The 15,431-nt window shown below is 41.8% G+C and carries 9 protein-coding genes; 2 read left to right on the top strand and 7 right to left on the bottom strand.

The window, feature by feature from the left end; genetic code table 11:
* Nucleotides 1-75 precede the first annotated feature (75 nt).
* Nucleotides 76-1,293, bottom strand: a complete 1,218-nt coding sequence (locus tag OLM34_RS05825; protein ID WP_264405844.1) for a clostripain-related cysteine peptidase — start codon at nucleotides 1,291-1,293, stop codon at nucleotides 76-78.
* Between the two features lie 271 nt (nucleotides 1,294-1,564).
* Here OLM34_RS05825 and OLM34_RS05830 point away from each other — a divergent pair, with 271 nt between their 5' ends.
* Together OLM34_RS05830 and clpB are read left to right on the top strand one after the other, a co-directional pair.
* Nucleotides 1,565-2,947, top strand: a complete 1,383-nt coding sequence (locus OLM34_RS05830; RefSeq protein WP_264405845.1) for an MFS transporter — start codon at nucleotides 1,565-1,567, stop codon at nucleotides 2,945-2,947.
* Between the two features lie 156 nt (nucleotides 2,948-3,103).
* A complete protein-coding gene (gene clpB, locus OLM34_RS05835) occupies nucleotides 3,104-5,695 on the top strand; it encodes an ATP-dependent chaperone ClpB (protein ID WP_264405847.1) in 2,592 nt (863 codons plus the stop codon).
* 127 nt (nucleotides 5,696-5,822) lie between these two features.
* Here clpB and trkA read toward each other — a convergent pair whose 3' ends face one another.
* The 6 genes from trkA to tig all read right to left on the bottom strand — a co-directional run bounded on the left by trkA (nucleotide 5,823) and on the right by tig (nucleotide 15,349).
* Nucleotides 5,823-7,160, bottom strand: a complete 1,338-nt coding sequence (gene trkA / locus OLM34_RS05840; protein WP_264405848.1) for a Trk system potassium transporter TrkA — start codon at nucleotides 7,158-7,160, stop codon at nucleotides 5,823-5,825.
* Between the two features lie 70 nt (nucleotides 7,161-7,230).
* The gene (gene dxs, locus OLM34_RS05845) at nucleotides 7,231-9,168 is read right to left on the bottom strand and encodes a 1-deoxy-D-xylulose-5-phosphate synthase (RefSeq protein ID WP_264405850.1); all 1,938 of its coding nucleotides are present in this window, start codon (nucleotides 9,166-9,168) and stop codon (nucleotides 7,231-7,233) included.
* Between the two features lie 13 nt (nucleotides 9,169-9,181).
* Nucleotides 9,182-11,383, bottom strand: coding sequence for a DNA helicase RecQ (gene recQ, locus OLM34_RS05850; protein WP_264406018.1), 2,202 nt, complete (start codon nucleotides 11,381-11,383; stop codon nucleotides 9,182-9,184).
* Nucleotides 11,384-11,681: 298 nt separating this feature from the next.
* On the bottom strand, nucleotides 11,682-12,926 hold the full coding sequence (gene clpX, locus OLM34_RS05855; protein ID WP_264405851.1) for an ATP-dependent Clp protease ATP-binding subunit ClpX: 1,245 nt from the start codon (nucleotides 12,924-12,926) through the stop codon (nucleotides 11,682-11,684).
* A 46-nt stretch (nucleotides 12,927-12,972) separates the two neighbouring features.
* Nucleotides 12,973-13,683: an ATP-dependent Clp endopeptidase proteolytic subunit ClpP gene (gene clpP / locus OLM34_RS05860; protein ID WP_264405853.1), complete on the bottom strand. Its 711-nt coding sequence runs from the start codon at nucleotides 13,681-13,683 to the stop codon at nucleotides 12,973-12,975.
* A 235-nt stretch (nucleotides 13,684-13,918) separates the two neighbouring features.
* Nucleotides 13,919-15,349 (bottom strand): trigger factor, encoded by a 1,431-nt coding sequence (gene tig / locus OLM34_RS05865; RefSeq protein ID WP_264405855.1) that lies wholly within the window; start codon nucleotides 15,347-15,349, stop codon nucleotides 13,919-13,921.
* Nucleotides 15,350-15,431: the final 82 nt, after the last annotated feature.

Here is a 15,431-nt window from a genome sequence, read left to right on the forward strand (position 1 = left end):
TATACGGGATATCAAAAGATAATGCAAAGATAATTTTTGTGTACCGATAAACCAAAACGAACCGATGGTTCTTTTTTAGTGTGTTGCTGTATACCAGCTTGTTTTTGTCTTATCGATGCTTACCCGTGGGTTATCACTTGGGTCGGAGGTTGTGATTCCGGAATAGACGTTGATTGGCAAAACTCCTTTACTTTTCGTGTAAAATTCGGTTGTATGTTTTTTGTAGGGAATCATGCGATTTAGCTGTTCTTCGAATTCCATCAACAATTGCTCATCTGTACACAAATGCGCAACATAATCGCCAAAATCGTAAAATAAGGGTGGTTCATAGCCATCCATCCGTTGTAACGAATTGAGTTGAGCAGCATCAAAGGTATAACGACTGTTTATTTCTTTCATGAGGGATGCAGTAAAATCTAGTTCGGAGCAATCGGTTACGGCTAATGTTCCATAGGGTGCTTCATCATTGGTAGAATAGAATGAATAAAAGCCGTCGCAGACCGCTTCATAATCGGTTTTCCCCAACAGGTATTCTCCTACAACAGCATAAGGCATGCCATACGCCATTATTTCGGTAGGGGAAGCGATCAGATAGTTGGTCACATTTCGCAGTTCATAAGCGACCTCTACCGATGACATGTAGCAATTATCAAAAAGAATGTATTCCATTTTTTTTATTCCCGCCATTGTGATGCCGTTTGCCAATGAGGTAATATCGGTTTGATAATTGGTGGTTGTTCCCCCAAAGTAACGGGTGTGAAATGCTCCTTCATATTCCCAGTAATTTTTAAAGGATGATACGGATGTGGATAATGCTCTTATTCCTATTGTTGGGTAAGTCGGGTAAACAGGAAGCCAGCCCATGCCATGACCTCCGATAATCATAGCGTAGGTGAGTGCCGGTGCAACACTTTTCATGTCACTCAAAATGGAGGCAATACCTTCAACGGTAGTAAAAGAAGGATTAACATAATTTTTCAGGGTATCATGTTTGCATATGCCATTTTTACAGGTTATTTCATACAACGTAGCTTGAGTTGAACTAGTCGACATAAATACGACTACTTTTTCGTTGTTCAATCCGTTTTTGCTGATTGCTTTTTCCAGATCCGCTATGTTTGTCTTGAAAGCTTTTGTTAAAGTCATATCGGCCGGCCAAGGCAGATACATCAATAACGTCTTTTGGTTTGGCAGTTCCACTTCTTCCTTCACGCAGGACATCAGAAAGAAAGAAAGGACTATTAAACAGATGAAAAACCTTGTCGGCTTTCCGAATGAATTTATTTTGCTCATCCTCCTTATAATTATCCGCAAATTTACAATAAAATTCCTAATGGGAAAGGGTGTTTCGTTTGGCTTATGATGCGTTTTCGATATATTGGTCGAAATTTTTCCGAATAAATTGCCAAATTCCTTTGGCACTCAATATATAACTAAAATATACGGGGTTTTAAAACGATAATGTTCGATAATTTATACCTTTGCAGTTTCAGCATGAAGTAAACAAGATAAAGAACAGGATAGATAGCACAAAATATAAATTAACACATTAAAGAAAATTCAAATGACAGAAAAAATCAGGGAAACGCTTCGTGATTCGAAGAAAGCGCGATGGACTGCTCTTGCACTCGCATCTTTTACGATGATGTGCGGTTATTTTTTTGCAGATGTGATGTCCCCTTTAAAAGGACTTCTTGAAGGACAGATCGGGTGGACGAGTAGCGACTATGGAACATTTACGAGTGCTTACGGGTGGTTCAATGTTTTTCTTTTGATGTTGATTTTCGGTGGGATTATTCTCGACAAGGTAGGTGTTCGGATAACCGGTTTTGGTGCGGCGTTGATTATGGTAATCGGTACGGCAATACAATATTGGGCAATATCGTCAACCACGCTTCAAGGCAGCAGTATATGGGGAATAAAATCACAAGTTTTTTTTGCAAGTATCGGATATGCCACTTTTGCTGTTGGTGTTGAAGTTGCCGGCATTACCGTCACCAAAGTGATCTATAAATGGTTTCAAGGCAAAGAATTGGCATTGGCTATGGGCTTGCAGGTTGCGTTGGCTCGTGTGGGTACAGCCTTTGCACTGGCCTTCTCTGTTCCAATAGCTAAAATAACGGGGGTGGCCGATGTTTCGCGATCGGTACTTGTGGGGTTAATAGCTCTTTGTATAGGGTTACTGGCATTTGTAGTTTACATTTTTATTGACAAGAAGCTCGATCAGTCGATTGCGGATGCCAAACCGGATAATTTGGAAGAAGAAGAATTCAAAATATCGGATATCCGAAAAATTGTGACCAACAAGGGGTGGTGGTTCATCGCTATTCTTTGCGTGTTGTTTTATTCGGCTGTCTTCCCTTTTTTGAAATACGCTACCGATCTTATGGTGAACAAGTTTGGCGTAGAAATGGATTTAGCCGGCCTCATACCCTCTCTTTTGCCTTTCGGCACCATATTGCTAACGCCTTTGTTTGGCAACATATACGACCGAATGGGCAAAGGAGCTTCCATCATGATTTGGGGTTCAGTGTTGCTGATCGTTGTTCATTTGCTGTTTGCCGTTCCGTTTTTGAATAATTGGGCAATTGCTATTTTGCTGGTGATTATGTTAGGTATTGCTTTTTCGCTGGTTCCCTCTGCCATGTGGCCTTCGGTTACGAAAATTGTTCCCGAGAGACAGTTGGGAACAGCTATGGCATTGATTTTTTGGGTACAAAACTGGGGATTAATGGGTGTTCCTCTGCTGATCGGATGGGTATTGGATAAATATTGCATTACCGGGCAGACTGTTCGCGACGGATTAATGGTCAATACCTACGATTATACTCTCCCGATGCTTATTTTCGCCGGATTTGGTTTTTTGGCCGTCCTTTTTGCTTTTCTGTTAAAAATAGAAGACAGAAAAAAAGGATATGGTTTGGAAAAACCGAATTATATACGTTAATAGAGTAAATTAATAATAGGATAATACGCTGAATTCGTTTCCATTATATTTATTCCGAGGAATGAAAACTGTCAAAACGTCATAAAAATTCCGTTGGCAAGAATTTTGACTCTCTTAATTAAGAAAGAAGGAATTAATATAATAAAAAAATTAATTATGAATTTTAACAATTTTACCATTAAAGCACAAGAGGCTGTACAAAAAGCAATTGATTTGGTACAGGCAAATAGTCAGCAAATGATTGAACCGGCACATGTGCTGAAAGGAGTGATGCTGGTAGGAGAGAATGTGACCAATTTTCTGTTTCAGAAGTTGGGGGTAAATATGCGATCGTTAGAAGCAGCGGTCGATAGAGAAATTGAATCTTATCCACGTGTGTCAGGTGGTGAACCGATGTTGAGTCGCGACTCTAATGCGGTATTTCAGAAGGCATCGGATTATGCTGCCAAAATGGGCGATCAGTTTGTTTCTCTTGAACATCTTTTGCTGGCGTTGGTAAGTGAGAAAAGTCCCGCTTCGCAGATTTTGAAGGCTCAGGGTGTTTCTGAAAATCAACTTGAATTGGCAATAAAGGAGCTGAGAAAGGGCGATAAGGTAACCAGCCAGACAGCAGAAGAAACCTATCAGGCATTGAGCAAATATTCGATCAATCTTACCGAGAGAGCCCGAAAAGGCCAGCTCGATCCTGTAATTGGGCGTGATGAAGAGATTCGTCGGGTGTTGCAGATATTGAGTCGCCGTACCAAAAACAATCCTATCCTGATCGGGGAACCGGGAACCGGTAAAACGGCTATTGTAGAGGGATTGGCACATCGTATTGTTCGTGGCGATGTTCCCGAAAACCTGAAAAGCAAACAAATCTTCTCGCTGGATATGGGAGCGTTGATTGCCGGGGCAAAGTATCAGGGCGAATTTGAAGAACGGCTGAAGGCGGTAATTAATGAAGTGGTGAAATCGGAAGGTGAGATCATTTTGTTCATCGATGAAATCCATACGCTGGTGGGAGCAGGAAAAACTTCAGGAGCTATGGATGCTGCCAATATTTTGAAGCCGGCACTGGCTCGTGGTGAATTGCGTGCAATTGGTGCTACCACCCTTGACGAGTATCAAAAGTATTTCGAAAAAGATAAAGCGTTGGAGCGCCGTTTCCAAATTGTGATGGTGGATGAACCGAGCGAGGCCGATGCCATTTCTATCCTGAGGGGTTTGAAAGAAAGGTATGAAAATCATCATAAGGTACGTATTAAAGACGAAGCTATTATCGCTGCCGTACAATTGTCGCACCGGTATATTACCGATCGTTTTTTGCCCGATAAAGCAATCGATTTGATGGATGAAGCAGCAGCCAAACTGAGGATGGAAATGGATTCTGTTCCGGAAGAACTCGATGAAATACAGCGGAAAAGAAAACAACTTGAAATTGAACGCGAAGCAATCAGGCGCGAGAACGATAAAGCGAAAGAAGAACTGCTGACCCGCCAGATTGAAGAGTTGAAGCAGCAAGAAGCTGAGTATAAAGCCAGATGGTTGGCCGAAAAGGAAATCATCGATAAAATTCAGCAAAACAAAGCCGAAATAGAAGAGGCAAAAATTCAGGCCGATATAGCCGAGCGTGAGGGCGATTATGGTAAAGTTGCCGAGTTGCGTTACGGAAAGATAAAGGAAAAAGAAAGGGAAATTGAAGAATTGCAAAAGAAACTTCGAGAGGTTCAAGGAGATCGGCCATTGATTAAAGAGGAAGTAGATGCCGAGGATATTGCCGAAATCGTATCGAAGTGGACGGGGATTCCCGTATCGAAAATGTTGCAAAGCGAACGCGAAAAGTTGCTCTCACTTGAGGATGAGCTCCACAAAAGGGTTATTGGGCAAGATGAGGCAATTAGAGCTGTTGCAGACGCCATTCGTCGAAATCGTGCGGGATTGAGCGATCCCAAACGTCCGATCGGTTCGTTCATCTTTCTTGGAACAACCGGTGTTGGTAAAACCGAATTGGCAAAAGCGCTTGCCGAGTGTCTGTTTGACGATGAGAGCATGATGACGCGTATCGATATGAGCGAATATCAGGAGAAATTCAGTGTTACCCGATTGATCGGCGCACCTCCGGGATATGTGGGTTACGAAGAAGGTGGACAATTGACAGAAGCTATTCGGCGTAAGCCCTATTCGGTAGTACTTTTCGATGAAATCGAAAAAGCGCATCCCGATGTGTTCAATGTATTGCTTCAGGTGCTCGATGACGGACGGTTGACCGATAATAAGGGGAGGGTTGTGAATTTTAAAAACACGATTATTATTATGACCTCCAATATGGGATCTGACTTGATTCGGTCGAATTTTGAACGACTCACCGATTCCAATCGTGAAGAAATCATCGAGCAAACGAAAAATGAGGTGATGGAGTTGTTGAAAACCCGAATTCGTCCCGAGTTTCTGAATCGTGTGGATGAAATCATCATGTTTTCACCGTTAACCCAGAACGAAATCAAACAAATCGTTCGTTTGCAACTCGATAATGTGAAGAAAATGCTCGCCGAAAACAGCAATATCCAATTGGAATATACCGATGAGGCAGTGGAAAGCCTTGCAAAAGAAGGGTACGATCCGCAGTTCGGTGCACGTCCTGTTAAGCGGGTTATTCAACGCAAAATACTCAATCAATTGTCGAAAGATCTCATTGCAGGAACGGTAGATAAAACAAAACCCATCATTATTGATGCAATCGACGATGTGATATTCTTCAAGAACTAGCAAATTTTATCACCCCATTTTGTGTAGTGATTAATACAAAAAAGCCTCGGGAAGTTTATTTCTCGAGGCTTATTGTTTATTTTCCTTTTTTACATCAAAAAAAAGCGATTATCGTTGAAAATGAAAATCAATTGAATAGATTTTCGATACTTTTCAGCGATTTGCTGAGGAAAAATACCACTACCTGATCATACGGTTCGATAAGGGTTTCGCCATCTACCAAAATGGGCTCGCCGTTACGTATGAGTGCTCCGAAAGTAATATCGGGAGGAAGGTTGAGATTCTTAATCAATTTTTTGGTAACTTTTGAATTGGGTTTGGCAATAATTTCGCCAACATTTGCGTTTGCAAAGGTGAGGCACTTAATATTGGAAACATCGGCCTTTAACAGCAGTTCGTATATTTTACTGGCAGCAATCACTTTTTTGTTGATAACCGTTCCGATATCGAAACGCTCGGCCATATTGATATAATCCAGGTTCTCAACTTCGGCAACGGTTTTTCTTACCCCGTATTGTTTTGCCATAAGGCAGGCCAGGATGTTGGCTTCGGAGTTTCCTGTGAGCGAAAGAAAAGCATCGCATTCTGTAATTCCTTCATTTTGAAGCAATTCGGCGTCTCGTCCATCACCCAAAAAGATGCTCACGTTTGACGGCACTTTTTCAAGGAGCATTTCGGCTCGTTCCCTGTCCCGCTCAATAATTTTAATATTCATATGCGAAGGAAGATATTGCACCGTTCGCATAGTGATTCGGCTGCCACCCATAATCATTACATTTTTAACTTCAAACAATCTTTTCCCCAAGAGATCGGGCATTTCATCGAGGTATTTTCGCAAAGTGGTGAAGTATAGAATATCGTTGGGCAGTATCTGATCATTTCCTTTTGGTATGATGGTCATATTGTTCCGTTTAATGGCTACAATATGAAATTTTTTGTTTTCTTGAGCCAATTCGTACAGGTATTTGTTGACTATTGGAGCATTTTCTCTGATTTTGGCTCCTGCAAGGATAACCGACCCGTTTGAAAGTTCCCACCAGAAGCGTGTCCAGGGAGTTTTCAGTGCCTGCACAATTTCGCGGGCAGCCATCATTTCGGGATAGATCATGGAATTGATACCTCTTTCTTCAAAAAAAACGGCATTTTTAGGTAAAAGGTATTCGTAGTTATCGATGCGTGCCAGGGTTTTTTTAGCTCCCAGGTTAGATGCCAACATGCAGCTTAGGATATTGCTCGATTCTTCGGGGGTAACACCGATAAACAAATCGGCATCTTTTACCCCGGCTGTGTTTAAATCGTTTAGCGAGGTGCATTTTCCCACAAGGGAAGTCAATTCTGCATTATCTTTGAAAGTTTGAATGCGATCTTTATTTTCATCCATTACGGTGATATCGTGATTTTCTTCCCCTAATAATCGCGCAAGATGAGTCCCAACTTCACCAGCACCGGCTATGATAATTTTCATTGATTTTTTGTATTAAATAATGTTCGTTTTGTTTTTTCTCTTTGTTGGAGCGGTTTATTTTGCAACATATTCAGTGGCCCGAAAGTTTCTTTATCGTGTTGACTTTGTTGGTGTTTTTGATGACTTCGTTTGCTTCCATAATAGCTTCAAAAATGCTGTCTTCATCAATTCCACACAAATGTTTCAGTTCATCTATGCTGCCTTGCGTAACAAATTCGTCTTTAATGCCGAGTTTGCGAACACGAATGTCATTGTAATGATGAACAGTTAAAAAATCGGTGACGGCATCGCCCATACCTCCGGCAATTACCCCGTTTTCAACGGTAATGAGGTAGGCGTAGTTTTGTGCGATTTCAGTCAGCAGTTCCTTGTCAATGGGTTTCAGGAAGAGCAAATCGTAATGAGCCGCAAAAATCCCTATTTCGGCAGCTTTTTCGATGGCTTTCGCCGCATCATTCCCGATTTTCCCAATGGACAGTACGGCAATTCTCTCGCCATCCCTTAGCTTTCTTCCTTTGCCGATAGGAATAATTTGCATCGTATTCTGCCAATTCTTTAATTCGCCTTGCCCTTTCGGATATCGAATAACGAAGGGTCCTTCGTTGCCATATACTGCAGTGTACATGAGGTTTCGCAGATCGTGTTCGTTTAAAGGAGCCGCAATGGTAAGGTTGGGGATTGGACGTAAGTATGCGAGATCGAATACGCCGTGATGAGTAGGACCGTCTTCACCCACGAGACCGGCTCTGTCGAGGCAGAGTATAACCTTCAATTTTTGGAGCGCAACATCGTGAATAACCTGGTCGTATGCCCGTTGCATAAAAGAAGAGTAGATGTTGCAAAACGGAATAAACCCTTCTTTTGCCAGTCCGGCCGAGAATGTTACGGCATGTTCTTCGGCAATACCGACATCGAATGTACGTTCAGGAAATTTTTCCATCAAATAATTCATGGAACATCCGGTAGGCATTGCCGGCGTTACGCCGACTATCTTTTCGTTTTTTTCGGCCAGCTCCACAAGGGTATGTCCGAAAACATCCTGATAAAGCTGAGGCTGGTCTTTGCTTCTTTTTATGATGCGTTCCCCGGTTTCCTTATCGAAAAGTCCCGGAGCATGCCAAATGGTTGCCGATTTTTCCGCCGGAGCATATCCCTTTCCTTTGATGGTTTTGATGTGTAGCAGCTTAGGCCCTTTCATGTCTTTGATATTGCGGAGCACGCGGATGAGCTCCGGCAAATCATGCCCGTCAATTGGACCGAAATAGCGAATATTGAACCCTTCAAACATATTCTGTTGACGAGTGAGCAACGATTTGATACTGTTGTTGAAACGAATAATGAAGTTTTTTTTGTCCTCGTCAATGAGTTTTTTTTGTTTGAACGCCTGATAAATTCCGTATCTTATTTTATTGTATTTGGCTGAAGTGGTTAATTTAATCAGATACTCACGTAACCCACCCACGTTGTGGTCGATGGACATGTCGTTGTCATTGAGGATGATGAGCAGATTGTTCGGCTGTGAACATGCATTGTTTAAGCCTTCGTAGGCCAATCCGCCGGTCATAGCTCCATCGCCGATAATGGCAACCACATGACGGTCTTCTTCATGATTGAGATGAGCTGCAACAGCCATTCCCAACGCAGCCGAAATAGAAGTGGAAGCGTGTCCCGACACAAAAGTATCGTATTCGCTTTCTTTGGGATTAGGAAATCCGGAGATCCCTCCCAGTTTGCGGTTGGATGGAAACATGTCGCGCCTTCCTGTCAGTATTTTATGGCTATAGGCTTGATGACCCACATCCCAAACCAACCGGTCGTAAGGTGTATTGTAAATATAGTGCAGTGCCACCGTCAGTTCTACCGTTCCCAGACTCGAAGCAAAATGTCCGGGATTGTGCGACAGCTGATCGATGATATATTCCCTTAATTCGCAACAAACCTGCTGGAGTTGTTCGATGTTGAGTTTTTTTAAATCATCGGGGCTATTGATTTGTGTCAATAATTTCATTTCTTGTTAGGAATCAGTTTGCCATATCCGAGAAGAATTTGATGCGAACCAATCGGATTTCGGTTTCCGTATAATCCGGCAAATTTTCAACAGCCATTTCCAAATCGTCGGTTTCGGTTTGCTTGAAATAGCTGTATATTTCGTCAATGGAATCCCGATCCATGATTTCGTTCAGAAAATAATCGATATTGATCTTTGTTCCGGCATAAACGATTGCTTCAACTTCGGAGAGCATTTCTTCAAAATCCATTCCTTTGGATTCTGCCAGATCGTCCAACGCCACTTTTCTATCGATTGCCTGAACAATAGATACTTTGAGTTTTGATTTATTGGCTACCGTTTTTACGCGCAGATCTTCGGGGCGTTCAATCTCGTTTTCTTCAACGTGTTTTTTGATGAGGTCGATAAATTCTTTACCGTATCGTTTGGCTTTCCCCGGCCCTACTCCGGGCATATTTTGAAGTTCTTCGAGCGTAATAGGGTAGGTAGTAGCCATTGCCTCGAGGGTAGCCGGTTGAAAGATGACGTAGGGAGGCACATTCAGCTTCTTCGCCATTTTTTTTCTCAAATCTTTCATCATGGCAAACAACACCGGATCTACCGCACCGAAGCTGCCACCGCCCGAAGCCATCATATCGGCATTGTCGGGATACAGCTCTTCTTCGTTTTCTTCCTCTTCATCGTCTTTTGTAATTTTAAAGGAGACGGGTTTTTTCAGGAAGTCTTTTCCTTTCTTCGTTATTTTGAGTATGCCATAGTTTTCGATATCTTTTTTTAAATAATTATCCAGAAGAGCTTGGCGAATAACGCTTTGCCATGTACTTTCTTCTTCATCGGCCCCCGATCCAAATTCATCGAGTTCGTTATGGCCGTAAGTTTCTATCTCGGAAGTCTCTTTACCGAGTAGAAAGTTAATTACGTATTCGGTCTTCTGCTTTTCTTTTAATGCTTCGATAGCTTCTAAAACCGTAATCAATAATTCTTTTGCTTCCACTTTTATTTTCGGATTTAAACAATTGTCACAATTTCCACAATTCGGTTCGTTATATTCTTCGCCGAAGTAATGCAACAGCATCTTTCTTCGGCATACAGATGTTTCTGCATAAGCTGCCGTTTCCAACAAAAGTTGTTTACCGATTTCCTGTTCGGCTACCGGTTTCCCTTGCATGAAACGTTCCAATTTTTGAAGGTCTTTCCTTGAATAGAAGGCAATACAGTTGCCTTCGCCACCGTCACGTCCGGCTCTCCCTGTTTCCTGATAGTATCCTTCCAAACTTTTTGGAATATCGTAGTGGATGACATAGCGTACATCGGGTTTGTCAATTCCCATTCCGAATGCAATGGTTGCCACAATCACTTGTGCTTCCTCCATCAAAAAAGCATCCTGATTGGCGCTTCGTGCGGCAGCATCCATCCCCGCATGATAGGGCAGAGCCTTTATTCCGTTGGCTTGAAGAATTTCGGAGAAATCGTCCACTTTTTTGCGGCTCAGGCAATATACGATTCCCGATTTGTTTGCTTGAGACAAAATGTATTTGATGATTTCACTATCCACTTTATCGGTTTTGGGACGAATTTCGTAATATAAATTTGGTCGATTGAATGACGACTTAAATATGGCGGCATTCATCATGCCCAGTGTTTTCTGAATGTCGTGTTGAACTTTCGGAGTGGCTGTTGCCGTAAGAGCAATTACCGGTCTTACACCTATTTCGTTGATGATGGGACGTATTCGTCGGTACTCGGGGCGGAAATCATGCCCCCATTCCGAAATGCAATGTGCTTCGTCGACAGCGTAAAACGATATTTTTACACTTCGCAGAAAGTCAATATTTTCTTGTTTGGTAAGCGATTCGGGTGCAACATACAACAGTTTTGTTTTGCCATTTACGATGTCGTTTTTCACCTCTTCGATTTCTGTTTTAGTAAGCGAAGAGTTCAAAAAATGGGCTATACCGTCTTCTTCGTGGTAATTGCGAAGAAGATCGACTTGGTTTTTCATTAAAGCTATGAGAGGTGAGATTACAATGGCCGTACCCTCAGACAATAAAGCCGGCAGTTGATAGCAGAGCGATTTTCCTCCTCCGGTGGGCATCAGTACAAAGGTATCCGTTCCCGATAAGATACTTTTCATGATGGCTTCCTGATTGCCTTTGAAAGTATCAAATCCAAAATATTTTTTAAGACCTTCGTAAAGAATATCCTCTTTTCCCATGGATTCTGTACTCGTTGTTCTGAAGCTTTGTAATGTATTCATTTTTTTCTGAAATAGGAATGCAAAAATATAAAAAGTATTTTTCGTTCAATAATTAATCCTTATCATATGACTAAAATAAATGATAATATTTGAATTCAGAAAAAATATGATGTTAAAATTGGTTTTTTCTTTTAAATCGCTTCATTAAAAAAATCCCTGAAAAAAATTTCACGGATTTTTCTGATTTTCAGAGAAAGAGGAGGATGCTCCCTCCTCTTTTCCTATTCATTTGTATCGAGCTCATTGTTCAACGGCATCAGGCAACTTTCAGTTTCCCGAATTCCGATTTTTCGAAATGTGCTTTTGCATAGTCCGTCGTAATATGCAATTTCTTTTTGTTGCCTTCTGACGGAAGCATAAACATGGCATCCATCATAATGACTTCCATGATGGATCGCAGACCACGTGCACCTACTTTATATTCGATGGCTTTGTCTACCACATATTCGAAAACGCCTTTTTCGAAAGTAAGCGTGATTCCGTCTATCTCAAACAGCTTTTCGTATTGTTTGACAATCGAATTTTTGGGTTCGGTCAGGATGCGCATTAAGGCATTTCGGTCCAGCGGATCGAGGTAGGTGAGTATGGGAAGACGTCCGATGAGTTCGGGTATAAGTCCGTATGCTTTGAGATCCATCGGCGTGATATATTTTAACAGATTAGTACGGTCAATCTGTACAGAGTTGTTGCTTGCTGTGTAACCCACCACATGAGCGTTGAGCCGCTGGGCAATCTTTTTTTCGATGCCGTCGAAAGCGCCGCCGCAAATAAACAGAATGTTTTTGGTGTTCACGGCAATCATGCGTTGTTCGGGATGTTTCCTCCCTCCTTGAGGCGGGACGTTAACTACCGAACCTTCCAATAGCTTCAACAATCCCTGTTGAACTCCTTCGCCACTTACATCACGGGTTATGGAGGGATTATCGTTTTTGCGGGCTATTTTGTCGATTTCGTCAATAAAAACGATTCCTCTTTCGGCTGCAGCAACGTCGTAATCGGCTACTTGCAACAGACGGGTAAGGATGCTTTCCACATCTTCGCCCACGTAACCGGCTTCGGTGAAAACGGTAGCATCCACAATCGTAAAAGGAACCTGCAGCATTTTTGCGATGGTTTGCGCAAGTAATGTTTTACCTGTTCCGGTGGGTCCCACAAGAATGATGTTCGATTTCTCGATTTCCACATCTTCCTTGACGTTTTTTTGCATGATACGTTTATAGTGGTTGTATACCGATACCGACAAGAAACGTTTTGCCATATCCTGTCCGATAACGTATTGATCGAGAAATTCTTTTATTTGTTTTGGTTTGGGAAGATTAGTAATTGCAAAGTTGGTTGGCTGCTTCTTCAAGCCTTTGCATGATTCGTTTATTATTTCGTGTGCTTGTTCGGCACACATGTCGCAGATATATCCCGAAATTCCCGAAAGGAGAATCGTTACTTCGTTTTCGCTTCTCCCGCAGAAACTGCAATGATTACTGCTGTTGGATTTTTTTGCCATTTCTAAATGTTTTATTTTTCGAAATTGGTTTATTACTTAAAAATTTTTATTCCTTTTCTTTATTTTCCGTGTTGCTTTTTGCTTTATTTTCCAATACTTCGTCGATCATGCCGTAATCTTTGGCTTCGGGTGCCGTCATCCAAAAATCACGGTCTGAATCGCGAGCTACCACCTCATATGGCTGCCCCGAATGATTGGAAATAATAGTGAAAAGTTCCTGTTTAACTCTGGCTATTTCACGAGCAGTGATTTCGATATCCGAAGCAGGGCCTTGTGCACCTCCCAACGGTTGGTGTATCATAATGCGTGAATGCGGCAGAGCAAAACGTTTTTTTGGTGTTCCGGCTACCAGCAATACGGCAGCCATTGATGCTGCGATGCCTGTACAAATGGTGGATACATCGCTCGAAATGAACTGCATGGTGTCGTATATGCCGTAGCCTGCATATACCGATCCACCGGGAGAGTTGATGTAGAGCGAGATATCTTTCCCGGGATCTGAAGAATCCAAATAAAGCAACTGAGCCTGAACAACATTGGCAGCATATTCGTCAATTTGGGTTCCCAGGAAAATTATCCGGTCCATCATCAAACGCGAGAAAACGTCCATCTGCGCAACATTCAGTTGACGTTCTTCTATAATGGTTGGTGAAATATAACCATAATCGCTGGTTATATTCATGTAACTATCTAATCGTGAGCCGCTCATTCCTAAATGTTTAACGGCATATTTTCTAAAATCGTTTTCGTTTCTCATATCTTTTGTTTTGTTCGGCGGAAGTAATCCGCTGACGTTCTTTTTATACTTCGTATTATTATAATTACGGATGTTGCAAATTAAATGCCAACTAATTTAGAAAGCGAAAGGTTTTTTACCTCCTTATCGAACTTTAAACAAAGTTATAACGAATATTCGAAATATATAGTTAAACTTTGCAAAACACCGTATCGGGCAGGTAAAAAACCTTCAGGATTTAACGGAATAACATATCTCATTCCCGGTTTTCGCCGGTACTTGCTTCTTCTTTTCCCTTTTCTTCCTCTTTTTCCTTTTCCTTTTCCTTTTCCTTTTCGAGCATATCGGACAATTCCTTCGATGTGATTTCTTTTTCTTCCACATCGACAGTCTGTTTCATTCCTTCGATGATTTTTCTGTTAAGGGTCTGCTGGTAGAGGTCGTTGACCGTTTTTTCATTGGATAACATGTTTTTTACATAATCTCCCAAAAATTCTTCCCGGATATTCAGGATGCCGTATTGGATAAATTGGGCTTTGGCCTTTTCGTTGCCCAATGCTTCCACATCTTCGTGGCTAACTTCAATGTTATGTTCTTTAATGATCTTGTCTTTTGCCAACGAAAATTTCAGATCGTCGATAATTTTCGGGAACTCATTTTCGATGCTTTCCGCTGTGCTTTCTTTGTTCGACTCCAATAGCCAGCGCTTGAGAAATTCTTCGGGAAGCTGCACATCCTTCATCTTGTCGAGAATCAGGTTGCGAAGATCGCGAATGAACAGGTAGTCGCTTGGAGATGCGAATTGCGTGTTTAGCAGATCGCGGACTTTCAATTTGAATTCCTCCTCCGAAGAAACAACGCCTTCGCCCAGTATTTTGTCGAAAAATTCCTGATTCATTTCGGGTTTTTTATAGCGCGTAATCTCTTTTATTTCGTAGCTGAAATCCGAATCGATATCTTGTATCTTGTCCTTAGTGGTTTGCAGTAACGATGCAATTTCGGCTTCGTTGTTGTCGTAGGCTTTTTTAGGATTAAGCACGATTTTGTCGCCCACCTTTGCGCCAATCAATTGCTTCCGGGTCTCTTCATCTTTCACGTATAATGGCATGATAACGGCATTTTCGATCACCATTCCGTTTTCTTTGGGTTCGCCATTTTCCAATTCGGTGAGGGTGCCTTTCAGCAAATCGTCTTCCAATGCCGGTTCGTCCACCGCTTCATATGTGCCGTAGTTGTTCAGGTAGGCATTTATTTGATCTTGGAGCGATTCCTCGTCAAGCGTTATATGATAATAAGTGAGCTTGTCTTCGTGAGTGAGTGACAGTTCGAACTCGGGCGAAAGGGCGATATCGAACGAGAACGTGAAATTTTCGTCTTTTTCGAAATCGATTTTATTTTCCTCATTCTCCACTGCCAAGGGCTCTCCCAATACAGGCAGATTGTTTTCTCGGATGTATTTAAACAGCTCGTCATTGAGTATTTTTGACAATTCGTCGGCAAGAACGGTTTTCCCGTACATTTTTTCGATGATACCTTTGGGAACTTTTCCCTGTCTGAAACCGGGGATATTCACCTGATGGCGAAGCCGATTTAAGGCTTCTTCTACTTTTTCCTGATAATCTGCTTTTTCGATCTCAATGGTGATCACACCATTTACATCATCTGTTTTGTTTAGCGATATGTTCATTACAGCTTTTTTAGTTGTTTTTTATGAAACTATCTACAGTATAGATAGTTTGAAGATCAATCCTTTTTGCAATCTTTATTCG

Source organism: Anaerorudis cellulosivorans (genome assembly GCF_025943985.1).
In the GTDB taxonomy this organism is placed as follows: domain Bacteria; phylum Bacteroidota; class Bacteroidia; order Bacteroidales; family Dysgonomonadaceae; genus Anaerorudis; species Anaerorudis cellulosivorans.